Origin of the sequence: Streptomyces sp. NPDC001663 (assembly GCF_042893105.1) — a bacterium.
Lineage (GTDB): Bacteria > Actinomycetota > Actinomycetes > Streptomycetales > Streptomycetaceae > Streptomyces.
Window position 1 is genome coordinate 77,682 of sequence record NZ_JBIAUR010000012.1, and the last position, 20,988, is coordinate 98,669.

At 69.6% G+C, this 20,988-nt stretch carries 19 protein-coding genes and 1 tRNA gene; 13 read left to right on the forward strand and 7 right to left on the reverse strand.

Features of this window, described 5'->3' with window-relative positions; all coding sequences use genetic code 11:
- Nucleotides 1-2: 2 nt before the first annotated feature.
- On the reverse strand, nucleotides 3-1,217 hold the full coding sequence (locus ACFY1L_RS34400) for an HTTM domain-containing protein (protein ID WP_388832957.1): 1,215 nt from the start codon (nucleotides 1,215-1,217) through the stop codon (nucleotides 3-5).
- Nucleotides 1,214-1,978 (reverse strand): DUF5819 family protein, encoded by a 765-nt coding sequence (locus ACFY1L_RS34405; protein WP_388832960.1) that lies wholly within the window; start codon nucleotides 1,976-1,978, stop codon nucleotides 1,214-1,216. The genes ACFY1L_RS34400 and ACFY1L_RS34405 overlap by 4 nt, the downstream gene beginning before the upstream one ends.
- 257 nt (nucleotides 1,979-2,235) lie before the next feature.
- Here ACFY1L_RS34405 and paaA point away from each other — a divergent pair, with 257 nt between their 5' ends.
- From paaA to ACFY1L_RS34435, 6 genes are all read left to right on the forward strand, one after another.
- Nucleotides 2,236-3,231 (forward strand): 1,2-phenylacetyl-CoA epoxidase subunit PaaA, encoded by a 996-nt coding sequence (gene paaA / locus ACFY1L_RS34410; RefSeq protein WP_388832962.1) that lies wholly within the window; start codon nucleotides 2,236-2,238, stop codon nucleotides 3,229-3,231.
- A complete protein-coding gene (gene paaB, locus ACFY1L_RS34415; RefSeq protein ID WP_054242083.1) occupies nucleotides 3,228-3,515 on the forward strand; it encodes a 1,2-phenylacetyl-CoA epoxidase subunit PaaB in 288 nt (95 codons plus the stop codon). The genes paaA and paaB overlap by 4 nt, the downstream gene beginning before the upstream one ends.
- The gene (gene paaC / locus ACFY1L_RS34420) at nucleotides 3,512-4,234 is read left to right on the forward strand and encodes a 1,2-phenylacetyl-CoA epoxidase subunit PaaC (protein WP_388832965.1); all 723 of its coding nucleotides are present in this window, start codon (nucleotides 3,512-3,514) and stop codon (nucleotides 4,232-4,234) included. The genes paaB and paaC overlap by 4 nt, the downstream gene beginning before the upstream one ends.
- The gene (paaD, locus tag ACFY1L_RS34425) at nucleotides 4,228-4,767 is read left to right on the forward strand and encodes a 1,2-phenylacetyl-CoA epoxidase subunit PaaD (RefSeq protein ID WP_388832968.1); all 540 of its coding nucleotides are present in this window, start codon (nucleotides 4,228-4,230) and stop codon (nucleotides 4,765-4,767) included. Before paaC ends, paaD begins: the two co-directional genes overlap by 7 nt.
- Nucleotides 4,767-5,828: a 2Fe-2S iron-sulfur cluster-binding protein gene (locus ACFY1L_RS34430; protein WP_388832971.1), complete on the forward strand. Its 1,062-nt coding sequence runs from the start codon at nucleotides 4,767-4,769 to the stop codon at nucleotides 5,826-5,828. The genes paaD and ACFY1L_RS34430 overlap by 1 nt, the downstream gene beginning before the upstream one ends.
- Nucleotides 5,829-5,932: 104 nt before the next feature.
- Nucleotides 5,933-7,102 (forward strand): acyl-CoA dehydrogenase family protein, encoded by a 1,170-nt coding sequence (locus tag ACFY1L_RS34435; RefSeq protein WP_388832974.1) that lies wholly within the window; start codon nucleotides 5,933-5,935, stop codon nucleotides 7,100-7,102.
- A 38-nt stretch (nucleotides 7,103-7,140) separates the two neighbouring features.
- Here ACFY1L_RS34435 and ACFY1L_RS34440 read toward each other — a convergent pair whose 3' ends face one another.
- The 4 genes from ACFY1L_RS34440 to ACFY1L_RS34455 form a co-directional block, all read right to left on the reverse strand.
- A complete protein-coding gene (locus tag ACFY1L_RS34440) occupies nucleotides 7,141-7,470 on the reverse strand; it encodes a rhodanese-like domain-containing protein (protein WP_388833623.1) in 330 nt (109 codons plus the stop codon).
- A 108-nt stretch (nucleotides 7,471-7,578) separates the two neighbouring features.
- A complete protein-coding gene (locus ACFY1L_RS34445) occupies nucleotides 7,579-8,421 on the reverse strand; it encodes a J domain-containing protein (protein WP_388832977.1) in 843 nt (280 codons plus the stop codon).
- Nucleotides 8,422-8,538: 117 nt separating this feature from the next.
- A complete protein-coding gene (locus ACFY1L_RS34450; RefSeq protein WP_388832980.1) occupies nucleotides 8,539-9,951 on the reverse strand; it encodes a DUF2252 domain-containing protein in 1,413 nt (470 codons plus the stop codon).
- Between the two features lie 233 nt (nucleotides 9,952-10,184).
- A tRNA-Leu gene (locus ACFY1L_RS34455) sits at nucleotides 10,185-10,271 on the reverse strand.
- A 476-nt stretch (nucleotides 10,272-10,747) separates the two neighbouring features.
- On the opposite strand from ACFY1L_RS34455, the gene ACFY1L_RS34460 reads away from it, so the two are divergent.
- From ACFY1L_RS34460 to ACFY1L_RS34490, 7 genes are all read left to right on the forward strand, one after another.
- Complete coding sequence (locus ACFY1L_RS34460; protein WP_361268093.1) at nucleotides 10,748-11,596, forward strand: DUF3662 and FHA domain-containing protein; 849 nt, start codon at nucleotides 10,748-10,750, stop codon at nucleotides 11,594-11,596.
- Between the two features lie 10 nt (nucleotides 11,597-11,606).
- Entirely contained in the window at nucleotides 11,607-12,119 is a 513-nt protein-coding gene (locus ACFY1L_RS34465) for an FHA domain-containing protein (protein WP_361268091.1), read from the forward strand.
- A 90-nt stretch (nucleotides 12,120-12,209) separates the two neighbouring features.
- A complete protein-coding gene (locus ACFY1L_RS34470) occupies nucleotides 12,210-13,766 on the forward strand; it encodes a Stp1/IreP family PP2C-type Ser/Thr phosphatase (RefSeq protein WP_388833626.1) in 1,557 nt (518 codons plus the stop codon).
- 33 nt (nucleotides 13,767-13,799) lie between these two features.
- Nucleotides 13,800-15,242, forward strand: coding sequence for an FtsW/RodA/SpoVE family cell cycle protein (locus ACFY1L_RS34475; protein WP_388832985.1), 1,443 nt, complete (start codon nucleotides 13,800-13,802; stop codon nucleotides 15,240-15,242).
- Nucleotides 15,239-16,726 carry a penicillin-binding transpeptidase domain-containing protein gene (locus ACFY1L_RS34480; RefSeq protein WP_388832988.1) on the forward strand — a complete coding sequence of 496 codons (1,488 nt, stop codon included), beginning with the start codon at nucleotides 15,239-15,241 and terminating at the stop codon, nucleotides 16,724-16,726. The genes ACFY1L_RS34475 and ACFY1L_RS34480 overlap by 4 nt, the downstream gene beginning before the upstream one ends.
- Nucleotides 16,727-16,895: 169 nt before the next feature.
- On the forward strand, nucleotides 16,896-18,908 hold the full coding sequence (gene pknB / locus ACFY1L_RS34485) for a Stk1 family PASTA domain-containing Ser/Thr kinase (RefSeq protein WP_388832991.1): 2,013 nt from the start codon (nucleotides 16,896-16,898) through the stop codon (nucleotides 18,906-18,908).
- Nucleotides 18,909-19,110: 202 nt separating this feature from the next.
- Nucleotides 19,111-20,142 (forward strand): restriction endonuclease, encoded by a 1,032-nt coding sequence (locus ACFY1L_RS34490; protein WP_388832994.1) that lies wholly within the window; start codon nucleotides 19,111-19,113, stop codon nucleotides 20,140-20,142.
- 99 nt (nucleotides 20,143-20,241) lie between these two features.
- On the opposite strand, the gene ACFY1L_RS34495 is transcribed toward ACFY1L_RS34490, so the two are convergent.
- A complete protein-coding gene (locus ACFY1L_RS34495) occupies nucleotides 20,242-20,985 on the reverse strand; it encodes a class E sortase (RefSeq protein WP_388833629.1) in 744 nt (247 codons plus the stop codon).
- Between the last annotated feature and the right edge of the window lie 3 nt (nucleotides 20,986-20,988).

The following is a 20,988-nucleotide window of genomic DNA, read 5'->3' on the forward strand; positions in this document are numbered from 1 at the left end:
GTTCACGCCGTGGAGCTCGCATGCGTGGGTTCGGGATTCTCGGGGGCGCGCGGCGCGGACGGCGCCGTACGGCCACGGCGGGCGAGGACGCGCCCACGCGCGCGTGCCGCCCACTCGCCCAGGCGGCGCAGCAGCGACGTCGGCAGGAAGACCGCGTCCGTCGCGATCATCGCCAGCGAGAAGAACGGCAGCCCCAGCACCACGGCGATCACGGCGTGCTCGGTCATCATGGCGGCCAGCAGGGCGTTCTTGACCCGCCGGTTGAACAGCGTGAACGGGAAGGCGACCTGCACGATGACGGTCCCGTAGGTCACGAGCATCACCATCGTGCCGCTGGACGACAGCAGGTCGGCGAGCCCGGGCCAGGGCGAGAAGTAGTCCAGGTGGAGCGGGTAGTAGACCGCGGTGCCGTCCTGCCAGCGCGTGCCCTGGATCTTGTACCAGCCGGCCGTCGCGTAGATCAGACAGGCCTCGGCCATGATCACGAAGAGGGCGCCGTTGTGCACGATGTTGGCGACGACGTCCAGCAGGATCCGCGGCTGTGCGGTCCTCGCGCGGCGGTCGACGACCCACCACACGGCGTGTGCGAGCCACACGCCCCACAGGATCACCGGCACGGTCGGGCCGACACCCTCGAAGCGGCCTCCGGCGGTCGCCGCGACCAGCGCGAACCCGAGCACGCCCCACAGCGCGGGCCCGGCCCGGTCCGAAACGCGCTCTCCACGCTCGCGTGCCTCGCGCGCGAGCCGTGCCCGCCGCGCGTCCAGCGACCAGACCTGGCCGCAGCGCGTGAACACGAGGTAGACGGACATCAGGTGCAGGACGTTGTCGCCGCCGTCGCCCATGAAGACGCTGCGGTTCTGCAGTGAGAGCACGCCGACCATGAACACCACGGACATCGCGCGCGTGCGCCAGCCGAGCAGCAGAAGCACGCTCGACAGGACGGCGAGCGCGTAGACGAACTCGAACCAGCCCCGGCCGTCGGACCACATCAGGGCCGTGAAGGCGCTGTTGGAGGCGATCAACTGCTGGGCGAGATCCCAGCTCCACGGGCCGGAGGGGCCGTAGAGCTCCTCGCGGTGGGGGAACTCGCGCAGCAGGAACAGCAGCCAGGTCGCGCTGAAGCCGATGCGGACCACGGCGGTCTGGTACGGGCCGAGCGCCGATTCGGTGATGCGGGCGATGCCGGCGGACACCGACAGGGTGAAGCGGTTCACTCGGCGCCTCCGACGGTGTCCGAGGCCGTGACCGGCCACCAGGGCAGCACGCGGTAGATCGGCTGGTCCGAGATCTTCTCCCGGCTCCACTTCGGCGGGGTCACATTGGTGGTACGGGAACGGACCTGGACCCTGTCGATGACGCCGCCCTTTCCGGCCGCGTCCTCACGGTCCAGGCGCAGCACCACGATGCGCCGTATGTAGGCCTCTGACAGTGCGCCGCGCAGGCCGGTCGGACGGTTGTTGCCGTCGTGCGTGGCAACGAAGAAGTCCCAGGCCCGGCGCAGTTCGTTCTGCTCGGTGTGGCTGGGCAGCAGATTGCCGTCGATGGCCCGGCCGTCCTCGGCGGACAGGTCGTACCAGCCGGTGGTGCGCAGCCCGCCGTCCCCGGTCCGCACGTCGGCGCGGACCTGGACCGAGATGTTCTGCTGCAGCGGGTTCGGCGCGAACAGCTTCCAGTTCTGCTCGAACTCCGGGTAGATCCAGTCGTCGATCGCCTTGCCGTGCGCCTTGGTGACCGTGTTCGACGGCGCGACGTGCAGGAAGACCATGCCGACGTGGACGCAGACGACGACGGCGACGACGGCGAGCGCCAGCGCGGCACCTATCTGGTACCGCAGGGAGAGGGCGGCCACACCGGTGCGGGGCTCGGGGAACGGCCCGGGCGCACCGCTCGGCGCGGCCACATCGGCCGGCTCGGGCGCACTGCCCGGCTCGTCCGGCCCTTGCCGGGCGTCCGAGTCTGTGCCGTACGCGTCCATTCCACCCCGTCTCCCGATCCCGGTCCCACTTCCGGGCCCACTCGCACGGGAACGGTACTCAGGCCCGCCCGCGGCGCACAGCCCCTCTCGGAAGACCTCGCCGCAGCGCACGGGATCTCCCCACTTGTCCACAGGGCACGTGCGCAGGTTATCCACAGCGGTTGACACCTTACGGCGCCCGTCTCACCATGGAATCGCACGAACCGAACGATCGGTCGGGAGCCAGCTCCGGACAGAGTCCAGGTCGAGGGGGCCTCATGGCGACAGCAGCCGCGCACCAGACGTACGACACCGAGGAAGACACCGCCGCCACCGGTGCGTACGAGCGTGCCTTCGACGCCGCCGTCGCGGCCGACGAGCGCATCGAGCCGCGCGACTGGATGCCCGACGCCTACCGCGCGACGCTGGTCCGCCAGATCGCCCAGCACGCCCACTCCGAGATCATCGGCATGCAGCCGGAGGCCAACTGGATCACGCGCGCGCCCTCGCTGCGCCGCAAGGCCATCCTGATGGCCAAGGTCCAGGACGAGGCAGGACACGGCCTCTACCTCTACAGCGCGGCCGAAACCCTCGGCACCGGCCGCGACGAACTGCTCGACAAGCTCCACTCCGGCCGCCAGAAGTACTCCTCGATCTTCAACTACCCCACGCTGACCTGGGCGGACGTCGGCGCGATCGGCTGGCTGGTGGACGGCGCCGCGATCACCAACCAGGTCCCGCTGTGCCGCTGCTCCTACGGCCCGTACGCGCGCGCGATGATCCGCATCTGCAAGGAGGAGTCCTTCCACCAGCGCCAGGGGTACGAGCTGCTGCTGGCCCTCGGCCGCGGCACCCCCGAGCAGCAGGCGATGGCGCAGGACGCGGTGGACCGCTGGTGGTGGCCGTCGCTGATGATGTTCGGCCCGCCCGACGACGAGTCCGCACACTCGGCGCAGTCGATGGCGTGGAAGATCAAGCGGCATTCGAACGACGAGCTGCGCCAGCGCTTCGTCGACATCTGCGTCCCCCAGGCCGAGTCACTGGGCCTGACCCTGCCCGACCCGGACCTGAAGTGGAACGAGGAGCGGGGTCACTACGACTTCGGCGCGATCGACTGGACGGAGTTCCGGGAGGTCCTCAAGGGCAACGGCCCGTGCAACGAACAGCGGATCACCCAGCGCAGGCGGGCCCACGAAGAGGGCGCCTGGGTACGGGAGGCGGCCGCGGCCTACGCGGCCAAGCACACCGGCGAGACAGGAGCGACCCGAGCATGACGAACACCGACTGGCCCCTGTGGGAGGTCTTCGTGCGCTCGCGCCGCGGCCTCTCGCACACCCACGCCGGCAGCCTCCACGCGCCGGACGCGGAGTTCGCCCTGCGCAACGCCCGCGACCTGTACACCCGGCGCGGCGAGGGCGTCTCGATCTGGGTCGTCCCCTCGTCCGCGATCACGGCGTCCTCGCCGGACGAGAAGGACCCGTTCTTCGAGCCGTCCGCCGACAAGCCGTACCGGCATCCGACGTTCTACGAGATCCCGGAGGGGGTGAAGCACCTGTGACCGTCGACGTGACCGCGAACGCCGCCGCCCTCGCCCTCGGCGACGACGCCCTGGTGCTCTCGCACCGCCTGGGTGAGTGGGCGGGCCACGCGCCCGTCCTGGAGGAGGAGGTCGCCCTCGCCAACATCGCGCTGGACCTGCTGGGCCAGGCCCGGGTGCTGCTGTCGATGGCCGGCGACGAGGACGAGCTCGCGTATCTGCGCGAGGAGCGTGCCTTCCGCAACCTCCAGCTGGTGGAACAGCCGAACGGCGACTTCGCCCACACCATCGCCCGCCAGCTCTACTTCTCCACCTACCAGCACCTGCTGTACGCCGAACTGGCCGCCGGGGACGGCCCGTTCGCCGGTCTCGCCGCGAAGGCCGTCAAGGAAGTCGCCTACCACCGCGACCACGCCGAGCAGTGGACCCTGCGCCTCGGCGACGGTACGGAGGTCGGCCACGAGCGGATGCAGCGCGCGTGCACGGCCCTGTGGCGGTTCACCGGCGAGATGTTCCAGCCGGTGGACGGTCTGGACGTCGACCGGGCCGGGCTGGAGGAGACCTGGCTCGAGTCCGTCACGGACATACTGCGCCGGGCGACCCTGACCGTCCCCGAAGGACCGCAGACCGGAGCGTGGACGGCCGGCGCGGGCCGCCAGGGCGTGCACACCGAGCCCTTCGGGCGGATGCTCGCCGAGATGCAGCATCTGCACCGCAGTCACCCGGGGGCGTCATGGTGACGGCCACCGCCCTGGAGGCGGAACTCCTGGAGATCGCCGGCTCGGTGCCCGACCCCGAGCTGCCGGTGCTCACCCTCCATGAGCTGGGCGTCCTGCGCGCGGTGCACCTGTCCGGCACGGACTCGGTCGAGGTCGAGCTGACCCCGACGTACACCGGCTGCCCGGCCCTCGAGGCGATGTCTTCGGACATAGAGCGGGCGTTGCACGCGCACGGCATGCGCGAGGTCACCGTCCGCAAGGTGCTGCTGCCCGCCTGGTCGACCGACGACATCACGGCCGAAGGGCGGCGCAAACTCAGGGAGTTCGGCATCGCACCGCCACGCACAGGGCGGGACTCCGGCCCCGTGGCCCTGGAGTTGGGGCGTACCCGCACGCTCGCCGACGAAGGCGCCCCCGACCCCGACCCGATCCGCTGCCCGCACTGCGGCAGCACCGACACCGAGCTGCTCAGCCGCTTCTCCTCCACCGCGTGCAAGGCGCTGCGGCGCTGTCTCGCCTGCCGTGAACCCTTCGACCACTTCAAGGAGTTGTGATGGCCCGCTTCCACGCGCTCCCGGTGGCGGCGGTCGACCGGCTCACCGACGACTCCGTGGCCCTCACCCTCACCGTGCCCCCGGAACTCCGCGAGGAGTACCGGCACGCGGCAGGCCAGCACCTCGCCCTGCGGCGCCTGGTCGACGGGCAGGAGATACGACGCACCTACTCGATCTGCTCCCCGGCACCCGCCGCCGACGGCGCGGGTCCGCACACCCTGCGAGTCGGGGTGCGGCTGGTCGAGGGCGGGGCCTTCTCGACGTACGCCCTGAAGGAGATCAACGTCGGCGACGAGCTGGAGGTGATGACCCCGGCCGGCCGCTTCACCCTCGACCCGGCACCCGGCCTGTACGCCGCGATCGTCGGCGGCAGCGGCATCACGCCGGTGCTGTCGATCGTCTCGACGCTGCTGGCACGCGAGCCAAAGGCCCGGTTCTGTCTGATACGCAGCGACCGTACGGCCGCCTCGACGATGTTCCTGGACGAGGTGGCCGACCTGAAGGACCGCCATCCGCAGCGGTTCCAGCTGGTGACGGTGCTGTCCCGGGAGGAGCAGCAGGCAGGGCTGCCGTCCGGGCGGCTCGACCAGGAGCGGCTGACCGGGCTGCTTCCGGCGCTGCTGCCGGTGGGGCAGGTGGCGGGCTGGTTCCTGTGCGGGCCGTTCGGTCTGGTGCAGGGCGCGGAGCGGACCCTGCGCGGACTCGGCGTCGCCCGCACCCGCATCCACGAGGAGATCTTCCACGTGGACGCCGCCGCCCCCACGGTCACCGTGACCGCCCCCGCGCACAGCACGGTCACCGCCCGGCTCGACGGCCGCGGCGGCACCTGGCCCGTGCAGGACGGCGAGTCCCTGCTGGAGACGGTCCTGCGCAACCGGCCCGACGCGCCCTACGCCTGCAAGGGCGGGGTGTGCGGGACGTGCCGGGCGTTCCTGGTCACCGGCGAGGTCCGCATGGACCGCAACTTCGCGCTGGAGCCGGAGGAGACGGAGGCCGGTTATGTGCTGGCGTGCCAGTCGCATCCGGTGACGGAGAAGGTGGAGCTGGACTTCGACCGGTGAACCCACGGCAGCTGTTCGGGAGCAGGCAGACCGTTCCCTTCTTCTAGAACCTGTTCTATCTTGACGGTCCGTCAGATCAGCGGACCCTCCGGAGGGACAGGACCGTGGACTTCACCTTCACCGAGGAGCAGCAGGCGGCGGCCGAGGCGGCACGGGGGGTGTTCGCCGGGGTCGAGCCGGACGCGGTGCCCAGTCCCTCCCTCGTCCCCGGTGCCGTCGCCGACGACTTCGACCGCGCGCTGTGGGCGAGGCTCGCCGAGGCGGACCTGCTGAGCCTGCTGCTGGACGCGCGCCACGGCGGGGCGGGGCTGGACGCCATCGCGCTGTGCCTGGTGCTGCGGGAATCGGCCAAGGTACTGGCGCGGGTGCCGCTGCTGGAGAGCAGCGCGGCCGCGGCAGCCGTACAGGCATACGGCGGCGAGGAGTTGAAGGCGGCGCTGCTCGCCCGCGCGGGCCGGGGCGAGACGGTACTGACGGTCGCCGCGAACGGCCGTACCGGTCACGACCCGGCCGAACTCGCCGTGACCGCACGGCAGGACGACGGGGGCACCGCCCGCTCGAGCGAAGCCGAGAGTGGGGGAGAGTGGATCCTGGACGGGGTGCAGACGGCCGTGCCGTGGGCGCACACCGCCGACTTCGTCCTCGTACCGGCCCATACGACCACCGACCGCACGCTCCTCGCCGTGGTCCCCCGGGTCCATCCAGGTGTCGGTCTGGCCGAGCAGATCTCCACCACCGGCGAGCGGCTCGGCGAACTGCGCTTGGAGTCCGCGCGGATCGCCGCCCGGGATGTCATCGATGCCGAAGGCGCGTGGGAATGGCTGCGCGAGCTGCTGGCCACCGGCACGTGTGCGCTGGCGCTCGGCCTGGGTGAGCGGGTCCTGGCGATGACCAGTGAATACACCGGCAAGCGGGAGCAGTTCGGCTTCCCGGTCGCCACCTTCCAGGCCGTCGCCGTACAGGCAGCCGACCGCTACATCGACCTGCGCGCCATGGAGGCCACCCTGTGGCAGGCCGCCTGGCGGATCGCCTCGGGAGCGTCCGGCGCGCTGCCCGCCTCTGGAGACGTCGCCGTCGCCAAGATCTGGGCCTCGGAGGGCGTACGACGGGTCGTGCAGACGGCACAGCATCTGCACGGCGGATTCGGGGCGGACGTCGAATACCCCCTGCACCGGTACCACGCCTGGGCCAAGCACCTGGAGTTGTCGCTCGGCCCGGCAGCGGCGCACGAGGAGACCCTGGGCGACCTGCTGGCGGCGCACCCTCTGGGCTGACCGCCACTGAACCCAGGTCCAGCCCCCGGACCCAGGTCCTACAGGACGAACCCGGGTTGGCCCTCGTCCGTGACGACGGGCCGACCCGCGGCGGCCCACACCTGCATGCCGCCGTCGACGTTCACGGCGTCGATGCCCTGCTGGACGAGGTACATCGCGACCTGCGCCGAGCGGCCGCCGGAGCGACAGATCACGTTGACGCGGCCGTCCTGCGGGGCGGCCTCGGTCAGCTCGCCGTAGCGGGCCACGAACTCACTGATGGGGATGTGCAGCGCCCCTTCGGCGTGACCCGCCTGCCACTCGTCGTCCTCGCGGACGTCCAGCAGGAAGTCGCCGTCCTTGAGGTCTCCGACCTCGACCGTGGGCACACCAGCTCCGAAATGCATGCCTGAGACGCTACCCGACGCGGGCGGGCCGCGAACGGGCCGCCCGAGACCGCCTCGGGACCGCCCGCCACCGGCATGCGCCGATCCGGTCTACCCGAGCAGCTCGGCCAGATCCGCCTCACGCTGGGCGACATCGGCCAGGAGCTTCTCGGCGATCTCGTCCAGAAGCCGGTCGGGATCGTCCGGCGCCAGCCGGAGCATCGCGCCGATCGCGCCCTCCTCCAGCTCCTTGGCGACCAGTGTGAGCAGTTCCTTGCGCTGGGCGAGCCATTCGAGGCGGGCGTACAGCTCCTCGCTGCGGCTCGGACCGCGCTCCTCCGGCGCCGGCCCCTTGGCCCACTCCTCGGCCAGCTCCTGCAGCAGGGCCGCGTCACCGCGGGCGTAGGCGGCGTTGACGCGGGTGATGAACTCCTCGCGCCGCGCCCGCTCCGTGTCGTCCTGCGCCAGGTCGGGGTGGGCCTTGCGGACCAGTTCGCGGTAGAGCTTGCGGGCCTCGTCGCTGGGACGCACCCGCTGCGGGGGCCGCACGGGCTGGTCGGTGAGCATCGCCACGGCCTCCGGGAAGAGCCCCTCCCCGTCCATCCAGCCGTGGAACAGCTCCTCGACGCCGGGCATCGGCATCACCCGGGCACGCGCCTCGTCCGCCTTGCGCAGGTCCTCGGGGTCGCCGGTACGGGCGGCCCGGGCCTCGGCGATCTGCGCGTCCAGCTCGTCGAGGCGGGCGTACATCGGGCCGAGCTTCTGGTGGTGCAGCCGGGAGAAGTTCTCGACCTCCACGCGGAAGGTCTCGACGGCGATCTCGTACTCGATCAGCGCCTGCTCGGCGGCGCGCACGGCCCGCTCCAGCCGCTCCTCGGGGCGCGGCACACCGTCCTCGGGTGTCGCCTGCGCCTCGCCGGCGACACCACCCTGCTCAGCTTCCGGGCTCGTCACCCGACCAGCGTAGGCCACGACCGGGGCGGCCCTTGCGGCACACGGTCACCGCCTTCGGGGGGTTCCCCTCCCCCTCCCCCCTCCCCCCTCCCGCCCCCCTGTTCTCGCGTCCTCCCGTCAAACCCCCATCTCCGCCGCAACCCTCCCCGCCCGCACGCCCGCCACAAGATCGGCGTGGTCCGCCTCCGTGCGGTCGGCGTACGCGACGGCGAAGTCGGCGATCGCCTCGTCGAGCTCCTCGTTCTTGCCGCAGTACCCGGCGACCAGGCGCGGGTCGGCGCTGTGGGAGTGGGCGCGGGCCAGCAGGGCGCCGGTCATGCGGCCGTAGTCGTCTATCTGGTCGGCGGCCAGGGCCGCGGGGTCGACGCTGCCCTTGCGGTTGCGGAACTGCCGTACCTGGAAGGGCCGTCCGTCCACCGAGGTCCAGCCCAGCAGGATGTCGCTGACGACCTGCATGCGCTTCTGACCGAGGACCACCCGGCGCCCTTCGTGCTCCACCTCGGGCGCCTCGAAGCCGGCGGTCACCAGGTGCGGCACCAGCGCGGAGGGGCGGGCCTCCTTCACCTGAAGCACCAGCGGTTCGCCCCGGTGGTCCAGGAGCAGCACCACGTACGACCGCGCGCCCACGCTGCCCGTGCCGACGACCCGGAACGCCACGTCGTGCACCGCGTGCCGGGCCAGCAGTGGGAGCCGGTCCTCGGAGAGCGTCGTCACGTACTGCTCGAGGGCCGCCGCCACCGCCGCGGCCTCCGCGTCCGGCACCCGCCGCAGCACCGGCAGCGCCTCGACGAAGCGCCGCCCGCCGTCCTCGGTCTGCTCCGTCGACTTGCCCGCGAACCGTCCGCTGGTGTTGGCCCGCGCCTTCTCGGAGACCCGCTCCAGCGTGCCGAGGAGGTCGTGGGCGTCGGTGTGGGAGACGAGTTCCTCGTCCGCGATGGCGTTCCACGCGTCCAGCACCGGCAGCTTGGCGAGCAGCCGCATGGTGCGGCGGTAGGCACCGGTCGCGTCGTAGGCGGCCTTGCGGCAGCGGTCCTCGTCGGCACCGGCCTCCCGGCCCGCGAGCACGAGCGAGGCGGCGAGCCGCTTGAGGTCCCACTCCCAGGGGCCGTGGACCGTCTCGTCGAAGTCGTTCAGGTCGATGACCAGGTCTCCGCGCGCGTCCCCGTACAGACCGAAGTTCGCCGCGTGGGCGTCGCCGCAGATCTGCGCCCCGATCCGGGTCATGGGCGTGCGCGCGAGGTCGTACGCCATGAGGCCGGCCGAGCCGCGCAGGAAGGCGAAGGGCGTGGCCGCCATCCGGCCCGCCCGTATCGGGGTGAGCTCGGCGATCCGGCCGCGGTTGGACTCCTCTACGGCGCTGACCGCATGGGGCCGGGAGCCGTCGAGGTCGAGCGCGGAGTGCGCACTGCGCGGGACGACCTTGCGCAGCGCCTTGCCCTCGTCCTTGGGCGACCCCGCCACGGGCCAGTCGGCGAACCCGCGCACCCGGGGCAACCGGCCCACGCCCGCCCTCACCACGTCTTCAGTCACAGCGACCGCCTCCACCGCACGCCCGAAAACGCACGCCCACGAACATCAACTCGTGGAGACCGTACAGCCGGTGGCCGGAACGCGTCAGACCCTGTGGACAACTCGGCGCCTGTGGAAAACCCTTCCCGCCGACCGCGAGGCGGGCCCGTGTGATTGTCCTCACCAGGTAATACGCCTCACACCGGCCCGGACAACGCGGAAGCCCCCAGGTCCGAGACCTGGGGGCTTCCGGCTGGTGCGCGAGGGGGGAGTTGAACCCCCACGCCCTTGCGGGCACTGGAACCTGAATCCAGCGCGTCTGCCTATTCCGCCACCCGCGCATTGGGTGTGTCCTCCGGCCCCTCGCCCCTTGGGTTTGGCGCCTTCCGACACGCAGAACATTAGCACGCTGGCAGGGGTGGGTTCACATCCCTTATCCGCGGGCAGCCGCTCACCAGCACGGTCTCCCGATCCGGCCGGCCGTCGGCCGACCCGCGCCGCAGCCTGCTCCGTATCAACACGTGCCGGTTCACGTATCAACCTCGTACCGGTACGGCCCGTCTCCCCAGGAGCCGGGCAGGGTCCACAGTCAGGTGCGGGACACTGGTCTGCGGCCGCCTCTACGATCCTGGGCAGAAGGAGTTCGAGGGACGAGTTCGAAGGGGAGCTTCGGAGGGAACCTCCGGAGGGAACTTCGACAGGCGTCGACACCCGTCGACGGGGCCGACAGGGGGAACCAGCCGATTCAACGGCGCGTGGATACGATCAGTAAGCAGTACCAGGCACGACACAGTGGCAACGACGGAGGAGGTGCCCCATGGGAGTCCTGAAGAAGTTCGAGCAGCGCCTCGAAGGTCTGGTCAACGGCACCTTCGCCAAGGTGTTCAAGTCCGAGGTCCAGCCGGTCGAGATCGCCGGTGCGCTCCAGCGGGAGTGCGACAACAACGCGACGATCTGGAACCGCGACCGGACCGTCGTACCCAATGACTTCATCGTGGAGCTGAGCGCGCCGGACTTCGAGCGCCTCAGCCCCTACTCGGGGCAGCTCGGCGACGAGCTCGCCGGCATGGTGCGCGACTACGCGAAGCAGCAGCGCTACACCTTCATGGGGCCCATCAAGGTCCACCTGGAGAAGGCGGACGACCTCGACACCGGCCTGTACCGGGTGCGCAGCCGTACGCTCGCCTCCTCCACCAACCAGCAGGCTCCCGGGTCCGCCGCTCCGGCGGCGCCCCCGGCCGCGGGACGGCCCGGCGGCTACGGCTATCCGCCCGCCGCCGCCCCTGCGGGCGCCCCGCCCATGCCCGCCGCACCGCCGCCCGGCGGCCGCGGCGGCTCCGCGCCCTATCTCCAGTCGGCCCCGGCCGCTCCGGCGGCCGGCGGACGAACCCGCTACTGGGTCGAGATCAACGGCGCCCGCCATCAGATCTCCCGCCCGACGTTGGTGATGGGCCGCAGCACCGAAGCCGACGTGCGGATCGACGACCCCGGCGTCTCGCGCCGGCACTGTGAGATCCGGACCGGAACGCCCTCGACGATCCAGGATCTCGGGTCCACCAACGGCATCGTGGTGGACGGGCAGCACACCACCCGCGCTACGCTCCGCGACGGCTCGCGGATCGTCGTGGGCAGCACCACCATCATTTACCGGCAAGCCGAAGGGTGAAGCGGGGGCAATGTCAGAGCTGACCCTCACGGTCATGCGGCTGGGTTTCCTGGCCGTACTGTGGCTGTTCGTGATCGTGGCCGTGCAGGTCATCCGCAGCGACCTGTTCGGTACGCGCGTCACCCAGCGCGGGTCGCGCAGGGAGGCCGGGCGCCAGCAGCAGCCCGCCCGCCAACAGGCCGCGCCGCCGCAGCAGCGCCAGCAGGGCGGCGGCCGCCAGCGCCGCAACGCCCCCACCAAGCTGGTCGTGTCCGAGGGCACCCTCACCGGCACCACCGTCGCCCTCCAGGGCCAGACCATCACCCTGGGCCGGGCGCACGACAGCACGATCGTGCTGGACGACGACTACGCCTCCAGCCGCCATGCCAGGATCTACCCGGACCGCGACGGCAACTGGATCGTCGAGGACCTGGGCTCCACCAACGGCACGTACCTCGACCGGAGCCGGCTGACGACCGCCACGCCGATTCCGCTGGGCGCGCCGATCCGCATCGGCAAGACAGTCATCGAGCTGCGGAAGTAGTACGACAATGAGCGAGCGGAGCGAGCACGCAGCGGTGGCCCCCACAACGGGCCCCGGCGCGCTCCCGACCGGAGGGTGGGCACCGTGCGGATGTACCCGGAGCCGACGGGCGAGGTGCGCATGAGTCTGTCACTGCGCTTCGCCGCCGGATCGCACAAAGGCATGATCCGGGAGGGCAACGAGGACTCCGGATACGCCGGTCCGCGCCTGCTCGCGATCGCCGACGGCATGGGCGGCGCCGCCGCCGGCGAGGTCGCCTCCTCCGAGGCCATCTCCACCATCGTCGCCCTCGACGACGACGTGCCGGGCTCCGACATCCTCACCTCCCTCGGCACCGCCGTGCAGCGCGCCAACGACCAGCTGCGCGCGATGGTCGAGGAGGACCCGCAGCTGGAGGGCATGGGCACCACGCTCACCGCCCTGCTGTGGACCGGCCAGCGCCTCGGTCTCGTCCACGTCGGCGACTCGCGCGCGTACCTGCTCCGCGACGGCGTACTGACCCAGATCACGCAGGACCACACCTGGGTGCAGCGCCTGGTCGACGAGGGCCGTATCACCGAAGAGGAAGCCACCACCCACCCGCAGCGCTCCCTGCTGATGCGCGCGCTGGGCAGCGGCGAGCACGTCGAGCCCGACCTCTCCATCCGCGAGGTCCGCGCCGGTGACCGCTACCTGATCTGCTCCGACGGCCTGTCCGGCGTTGTCTCGCACCAGACGCTCGAGGACACCCTCGCCAGCTACCAGGGCCCCCAGGAGACCGTGCAGGAGCTGATCCAGCTCGCGCTGCGCGGCGGCGGCCCCGACAACATCACGGTCATCGTCGCCGACGTACTGGACCTGGACACCGGAGACACCCTCGCCGGGCAGCTCTCCGACACCCCGGTCGTGGTCGGCGCCGTGGCCGAGAACCAGCACCAGCACCACGACAACGGCATCATGCAGACCCCCGCGGGGCGTGCCTCGGGCCTCGGCCGCCAGGGCCACGGACAGGGCGGGGGCGGCGAGTTCGGCCCGCCCGGCTCCGGTGACACCACCGGCTACATCCCGGCGGGCAGCTTCGGCGACTACACCGACGACGACTTCGTCAAACCCCGCAAGGGCCGCAAGTGGGCCAAGAGATCCTTCTACATCGTGCTCGCCCTCGCCGTCGTCGGCGGCGGCCTCTACGGCGGCTGGCGCTGGACACAGACCCAGTACTACGTCGGCACCAACGACGAGCACGTCGCGCTGTACCGGGGCATCAGCCAGGACCTGGCGTGGGTCTCGCTGTCCAAGGTGGAGAAGGACTACCCGAAGATCGAACTCAAGTACCTGCCGCCCTACCAGCAGAAGCAGGTCAAGAACACGATCGCCGAGGGCGGACTCAAGGACGCCCAGTCGAAGATCGACGAGCTCGCCGTGCAGGCCTCCGCATGCCAGAAGGAGTCGGAGCGTCAGCAGGCCGAGAGCGAGAAGAACTCGAAGACCGGCACGGGCCAGGCGGGCGGCACCACGGGAACCACAAAGACCTCCCTCACGTCCAAGGCATCACCCAGCCCCTCGACCTCCCCGACCCCGTCCACATCAGCGACCGCTCCCACCCCCAGCCCCGGCCCCACCCTCTCGGAGGATGAGCAGAAGGTCGTCTCGCTGTGCGGTAAGCAGTAGCAGTAGGCAAGCCGTGAGAGGCCCCGTCACACGATGAGCAGTACTACCAACACACCGACGCACCATACGTCCACGATCGGCGCGATCGGCGCACCGAGCCGGCGCAACACCGAGCTCGCGCTCCTGCTGTTCGCCGTCGTCATCCCGGTCTTCGCCTACGCCAACGTGGGCCTGGCCATCGACGACAAGGTGCCGGCCGGACTGCTGAGCTACGGCCTGGGACTCGGCCTGCTCGCGGGCGTCGGCCATCTCGCCGTACGGAAGTTCGCCCCGTACGCCGACCCGCTGCTGCTGCCCCTGGCCACGCTCCTCAACGGACTCGGACTCGTGGTCATCTGGCGGCTCGACCAGTCCAAGCTGCTGCAGTCGCTGCCCAACTACTTCACGGCCGCGCCCCGCCAGCTGCTGTACACCGGTCTGGGCATCGCCCTGTTCGTCGTCGTGCTGATCTTCCTCAAGGACCACCGCGTCCTGCAGCGCTACACGTACATCTCCATGTTCGGCGCCCTGGTCCTGCTCGTGCTGCCGCTGGTGCCGGGCCTCGGCGCCAACATCTACGGCGCCAAGATCTGGATCCGCGTTCCCGGCCTCGGCTCCCTGCAGCCCGGTGAGTTCGCGAAGATCGCCCTCGCGATCTTCTTCGCCGGCTACCTGATGGTGAAGCGCGACGCCCTGGCCCTCGCCAGCCGCCGCTTCATGGGCCTGTACCTGCCGCGCGGCCGCGACCTCGGACCGATCCTGGTCGTCTGGCTGATGTCGATCCTCATCCTGGTCTTCGAGACCGACCTCGGCACCTCGCTGCTGTTCTTCGGAATGTTCGTCATCATGCTGTACGTCGCCACCGAGCGGACCAGCTGGATCGTCTTCGGTCTGCTGATGTCCGCGGCCGGCGCCGTGGGCGTGGCCAGCTTCGAACCGCACGTCCAGCAGCGTGTCCAGGCCTGGCTCGACCCGATGAAGGAGTACACCCTCAGCCAGAAGGGCGTCGTCGGCCACTCCGAGCAGTCGATGCAGGCCCTGTGGGCCTTCGGCTCCGGCGGCACCCTCGGCACCGGCCTCGGCCAGGGCCACTCGGACCTCATCCGCTTCGCCGCCAACTCCGACTTCATCCTCGCCACCTTCGGCGAGGAGCTGGGCCTGGCGGGCATCATGGCGATCCTGCTGATCTACGGCCTGATCGTGGAGCGCGGCGTCCGCACCGCCCTCGCCGCCCGCGACCCGTTCGGCAAGCTGCTCGCCGTCGGCCTGTCCGGTGCCTTCGCCCTCCAGGTCTTCGTCGTCGCCGGCGGTGTCATGGGCCTCATCCCGCTGACCGGTATGACCATGCCGTTCGTGGCCTACGGCGGTTCGTCCGTGCTGGCCAACTGGGCGCTGATCGGCATCCTCATCAGAATCAGCGACACCGCACGCCGCCCGGCGCCGGCCCCCGCCGGCAACCCCGACGCCGAGATGACCCAGGTGGTCCGCCCGTCATGAACAAGCCCCTGCGCCGGATCGCGATCTTCTGCGGCCTCCTGGTCCTCACCCTGCTCCTCCGCGACAACTGGCTCCAGTACCTCAAGGCCGACAGCCTCAAGGACGACCCGAAGAACCGCCGCGTCACCATCGCCCGCTACTCCACCCCGCGCGGCGACATCATCGTCGACGGCGACCCCATCACCGGGTCCACCACGACCAGCACCAGCGGCCTGAACGACCTCAAGTACAAGCGCACCTACAAGAACGGCCCCATGTGGGCGCCGGTCACCGGATACGCCTCCCAGGCCTTCGGCGCCAACCAGCTGGAGTCCGTCGAGGACGGCATCCTCTCCGGCACCGACGACCGCCTCTTCTTCCGCAACACCCTCGACATGATCACGGGCAAGGAGAAGGCCGGCGGCAACGTCGTCACCACGCTCAACGCCGCCGCGCAGAAGGCCGCGTACGACGGCCTGAAGGCCCAGGGCGGCAAGGGCGCGGTCGCCGCGCTCGACCCGTCCACCGGCAAGATCCTGGCGCTGGCCTCCTACCCTTCGTACGACCCCTCGACGTTCGCCGGCAACTCCACGTCGACGGACTCCAAGAACTGGACCAAGCTCCAGAAGAAGAACAACTCCGCCGACCCGATGCTCAACCGGGCACTGCGCGAGACCTACCCGCCGGGCTCCACCTTCAAGGTGGTCACGGCCGCGGCCGCGCTGGAGAACGGCCTGTACTCCTCCGCGGACCAGGCCACGAACTCGCCGCTGCCCTACATCATGAAGGGCACCACGACCGAGCTGAAGAACGAGGGCAACATCCCCTGCAAGAACGCGACGATGCGGGTCGCCCTGAAGGTGTCCTGCAACACCGTGTTCGGCAAGATCGGCTCCGACCTCGGCAACGACAAGATGCTCGCCGAGGCGAAGAAGTTCGGCTTCGACTCCGAGCAGTTCACGCCGGTCCGCTCCAGCTCCTCGGTCTTCTCCGAGAACATGAACTCCTCGCAGACCGCGCTGTCCTCGATCGGCCAGTACAACACCGCCGCGACCCCGCTGCAGATGGCCATGGTCGCCTCCGCGGTCGCCAACGACGGCAAGCTGATGAAGCCGTACATGGTCGACAAGCTGCAGTCGTCGAACCTCGACACCATCGCGCAGACCGACCCGCAGGAGCTCAGCCAGCCCCTGTCGTCGAAGAACGCGCAGATCCTGCAGTCGATGATGGAGACGGTCGTCAAGGAGGGCACGGGCCAGAAGGCCCAGATCGGCGGCGTCACCGTCGGCGGCAAGACCGGTACCGCCCAGCACGGCGTCGCCAACAGCGAGAACCCCTACGCCTGGTTCATCTCCTACGCCAAGCTCAGCGACGACAGCTCGCCGGTCGCCGTGGCCGTCGTCATCGAGGACGACCAGGCCAACCGCGACGACATCTCCGGCGGCGGCCTGGCCGCCCCGATCGCGAAGAGCGTGATGGAGGCGGTCATCAACTCCAAGAAGTGACCCCGCTCACGTCCCCTTCACATCGGTGCACGTTGCGATACCGGTCCTGTATCGGGTGACGCACTTGGCCAGGTCACACAAAGCTAGCCGGGTACGGTAGGCCCGGACGGCAGCCTCCGACCGCACACCCGTGCCGGTCGGGACCGACGGAGAGGGCTGGTAGGAAGCTATGGAAGAGCCGCGTCGCCTCGGCGGCCGGTACGAACTGGGCCAGGTGCTCGGTCGTGGTGGCATGGCGGAGGTCTACCTCGCGCATGACACCCGCCTCGGGCGCCAAGTGGCGGTGAAGACGCTGCGAGCGGACCTCGCACGCGACCCGTCCTTCCAGGCCCGGTTCCGCCGGGAGGCCCAGTCGGCCGCCTCGCTCAACCATCCCGCGATCGTCGCGGTCTACGACACGGGCGAGGACTACATCGACGGGGTCTCGATCCCGTACATCGTGATGGAGTACGTCGACGGATCCACGCTCCGCGAACTGCTGCACTCCGGCCGCAAACTGCTGCCGGAGCGCACGCTGGAGATGACCATCGGCATCCTCCAGGCCCTGGAGTACTCGCACCGCAACGGCATCGTCCACCGCGACATCAAGCCGGCCAACGTCATGCTGACGCGCAACGGCCAGGTCAAGGTCATGGACTTCGGCATCGCCCGCGCCATGGGCGACTCCGGCATGACGATGACGCAGACGTCCGCGGTCATCGGAACCGCCCAGTACCTCTCCCCGGAGCAGGCCAAGGGCGAGCAGGTGGACGCCCGCTCCGACCTGTACTCCACCGGCTGCCTGCTGTACGAACTGCTGACGGTCCGCCCGCCCTTCGTGGGCGACTCCCCGGTCGCGGTCGCCTACCAGCACGTCCGCGAGGAGCCGCAGCCGCCGTCCGTCTTCGACCCCGAGATCACGCCGGAGATGGACGCCATCGTCCTCAAGGCACTGGTCAAGGACCCCAACTACCGCTACCAGTCCGCCGACGAGATGCGCGTCGACATCGAGGCCTGCCTCGACGGCCAGCCCGTCGCGGCCACCGCGGCCATGGGTTCGGTCGGCTACGGCGGCTACCCCGACGACCAGCCGACCACGGCCCTGCGCGCCACGGACGGCGGCGCCACGTCGATGCTGCCGCCCATGAACCCGGACGACGGCGGCTACGGCTACGACGACCGCGTGGACCGCCGCCGCCAGAAGAAGTCCAACACCTCGACGATCCTGCTGGTCGTGGCGGGCATCCTGGTGCTGGTCGGCGCGATCCTGATCGGCAAGTGGGCGTTCGGGGGTGGCGGGGGTGTCGGGAACGACACGGTGGCTGTGCCGAACCTCGTCAGCTTGAGTCAGTCCGACGCCGAGAAACAGCTGACCAACAGCGACCTCAAGGTGGGGACGGTCAAGAAGCAGCCCTGCGAGGCCCAGAGCACGGGCACCGTCTGTTCACAGGACCCGGCAAAGGGGACCGAGGTCAAGAAGAACTCCACGGTCAACCTCGTGGTGTCCACCGGAGCGCCGAAGGTAACGGTTCCGGACGTCAGGGGTCTGACGTACGACAAGGCGAAGTCCCAGCTCGAGGACAAGGGCTTCGAGGTCGAGCAGAAAACCCAGGAGTCCAGCCAGACACCGGGCATCGTCCTCTCGCAGAACCCGAAGGGCGACACGGAGAAGGAGAAGGGCACCACGATCACCCTCACCGTCGCCAAGGCCCCGGAGACGGTCGCGGTGCCTGATGTCTCCGGCCAGAGCTGCGACGACGCCAAATCCGCACTCCAGGCCGTCGGCCTGACCGGCAACTGCGTCAACACGCCCACCACCGACGACAACCAGGTCGACAAGGTCATCTCGACCAACCCGACCATCGGCACCTCGGTCAAGAAGAACACCGCGGTGCAGATCAACATCGGTCAGAAGCAGGAGCAGGCGCAGGTCCCGAGCGTCGTCGGCCAGAGGGTCAAGGACGCCAAGAAGGCCCTGCAGCAGGCCGGCTTCAACAACATCCAGTTCGCCAACGGCAGCGACCAGAGCGACGACGCGATCGTGCTCCAGCAGGACCCGCAGGGCAACACCCAGGTCAACGACCCCGGGAGCACGACGATCACCCTCACGACCGTGGGCAACGGCGGGAACAACGGCGGCAATAACGGCGGCACCAACTTCTTCGGCGGCGTCACCGGAACAGCAGCCCGCACGGAGGACTGACAGCTCTCACCACGAAGGGATCCCCGGCAGCCATTCACGGTCGCCGAGGATCCCTTCGTTCGTTCTGGCACGACCTCGCCACACACACCAGTACGCACATAGATCGTGTCTTCATATGTCACGACTCGTTGATCGGGTGGGGCGGGGTGTCGGAACTCTGCCCAGGCCGCACGGCCACACCACGAAACGGAAGGGCAGAACCGTGATCAACGAATCAGCACTGCTGGAGTCCAAGACACTGCGCGACAGCGTCCTGGAGCGGACTGACGTACTCGACAGAGTCAAGGCACTGTCACTGCTGCCGGACGGGATGCATGTGACGACGGCGATGGTGGCGGTGTATTTCGAAGTCGGCCTCGAAGCCATCAAGTCACTCGTCAAGGACCACCGAGCAGAGCTAGAGGCCAACGGCTACCGCCTCTTGACCGGCGAGGAACTGAGGTCCTTCAAGAACCTCAGTGGGATCCAGTCACGCACACGGTCCCTTGCGCTCTTCTCTCGCCGCACCGTCCTCAACATCGCCATGCTGCTCCGAGACAGCGAAGTCGCACGTCAGGTGCGTGTGTACCTCCTGGACATGGAGTACCTGACGCGCACACAACCTGTGGATAACCCCGTCCCCACAGACACCAGCTCCCTCGACGACCGCATCGACCAGCGCATCACCCACATCCTCGGCAAGACGGTCGTACCGATGTTCAACGCCCTGATCGAGACATCGGGCGAGCACCGCAAGGAGCTGATCGCCCTCCGGTCGGGAGTCCAGCGCATCGAGCGACGGCTGCACCAGCACCACGAGCGGCTGCAGCGGCTGGAAGGGGTTCGGGACGACCGCCCCGCCATCGGAGTCATGGCGGCCATGGACGCCATGAACGGCCGCGCGTTCGAGCGTCACATCGCCAAACTACTGATGCGGGACGGCTGCACGAACGTCGTCGTACAGGGCGGCCACGGAGACCGCGGCGTCGACATCATCGGGCTCACGGCCGACGGGCGACGCCTGGTCGTGCAGTGCAAGAGATTCGCCCCCTACCTCAACATCACCAGCCCCGACGTCCAGAAGTTCATCGGGTCGGCCAAGGTGCTGTACAGCGCGGAAGTGGCCCTCTACGTGGCCACTTGTCCCTTCACCGCCGAGGCGCTGAGCATCGCCGCGGAAGCAGGCATCACCGCCGTACACCGAGGCATGCTGGAGCAGTGGAGTGCCGGGGAACCGCTGAAGATCCTGGAGTAGCTACGGCGTGACGCAAAGAGGCCCGAAGCCGCAAAGGGTAGTTGCGGCTTCGGGCCTCGGCCATGGGGCGACTGACCTCCTCGAAGGAGGTCAGTCAGATCAGCGCAGTTCCTTCGGCAGCGTCCGCTCGCTGTCCACCTTCTCCACCCGCACCAACTCCCCCCACACCACATACCGATACCGAGACGTGTACACCGGCGTGCACGTCGTCAGCGTGATGTAGTGGCCGGCCTTCTTCTTGCCGGACTCCTTCGGGATCTGGGAGAGGACCTTCACGTTGAACTTCGAGGTCTCGTCGAGGACGTTGTAGACCTTGTAGACGTACCACTTGTCCTTCGTCTCGAAGACGATCGGGTCGCCCTTCCTCAGCTTGTCGATGTTGTGGAACTTCGCGCCGTGGCCGTCCCGGTGCGCGGCGAGGGTGAAGTTGCCCTTCTTGCCGGACATGGGGAGCGTCGCCTTCACCGGGTCCGTGTAGTAGCCGGCGACACCGTCGTTCAGGACCTTCGTCGACGTGCCCTTCTCGACCAGGACCTCGCCGTTCTTCATGGCGGGCACGTGCAGGAAGCCGATGCCGTTCTTGGTGTTCAGCGCGCCCGGGCCGGTGTCCTGCTGGGCCCAGTTGTCGCGGACCTTGTCGGCCTCCTTGTCCGCCTTGCGGTCGGCGACGACGTTCGTCCACCACAGCGAGTACACGACGAACAGGCCCAGCACCAGGCCCGCCGTGATGAGGAGTTCGCCGAAGACGCTCACCGCCATGGCGATGCGGCCGGGACGCCGGCGTACCGGTGGCGCCCCGGGAGCATCCGTGTGCGGTTGAGTGTCGTCGGTGGTCGCTGCCACGTT

Coding starts and splice junctions, on each gene's coding strand:
- ACFY1L_RS34405 (WP_388832960.1), bottom strand. CDS start 1,978: ATGGACGCGTACGGCACAGACTCGGACGCCCGGCAAGGGCCGGACGAG.
- paaA (WP_388832962.1), top strand. CDS start 2,236: ATGGCGACAGCAGCCGCGCACCAGACGTACGACACCGAGGAAGACACC.
- paaB (WP_054242083.1), top strand. CDS start 3,228: ATGACGAACACCGACTGGCCCCTGTGGGAGGTCTTCGTGCGCTCGCGC.
- paaD (WP_388832968.1), top strand. CDS start 4,228: ATGGTGACGGCCACCGCCCTGGAGGCGGAACTCCTGGAGATCGCCGGC.
- ACFY1L_RS34430 (WP_388832971.1), top strand. CDS start 4,767: ATGGCCCGCTTCCACGCGCTCCCGGTGGCGGCGGTCGACCGGCTCACC.
- ACFY1L_RS34460 (WP_361268093.1), top strand. CDS start 10,748: ATGGGAGTCCTGAAGAAGTTCGAGCAGCGCCTCGAAGGTCTGGTCAAC.
- ACFY1L_RS34465 (WP_361268091.1), top strand. CDS start 11,607: ATGTCAGAGCTGACCCTCACGGTCATGCGGCTGGGTTTCCTGGCCGTA.
- ACFY1L_RS34470 (WP_388833626.1), top strand. CDS start 12,210: ATGTACCCGGAGCCGACGGGCGAGGTGCGCATGAGTCTGTCACTGCGC.
- ACFY1L_RS34475 (WP_388832985.1), top strand. CDS start 13,800: ATGAGCAGTACTACCAACACACCGACGCACCATACGTCCACGATCGGC.
- ACFY1L_RS34480 (WP_388832988.1), top strand. CDS start 15,239: ATGAACAAGCCCCTGCGCCGGATCGCGATCTTCTGCGGCCTCCTGGTC.
- pknB (WP_388832991.1), top strand. CDS start 16,896: ATGGAAGAGCCGCGTCGCCTCGGCGGCCGGTACGAACTGGGCCAGGTG.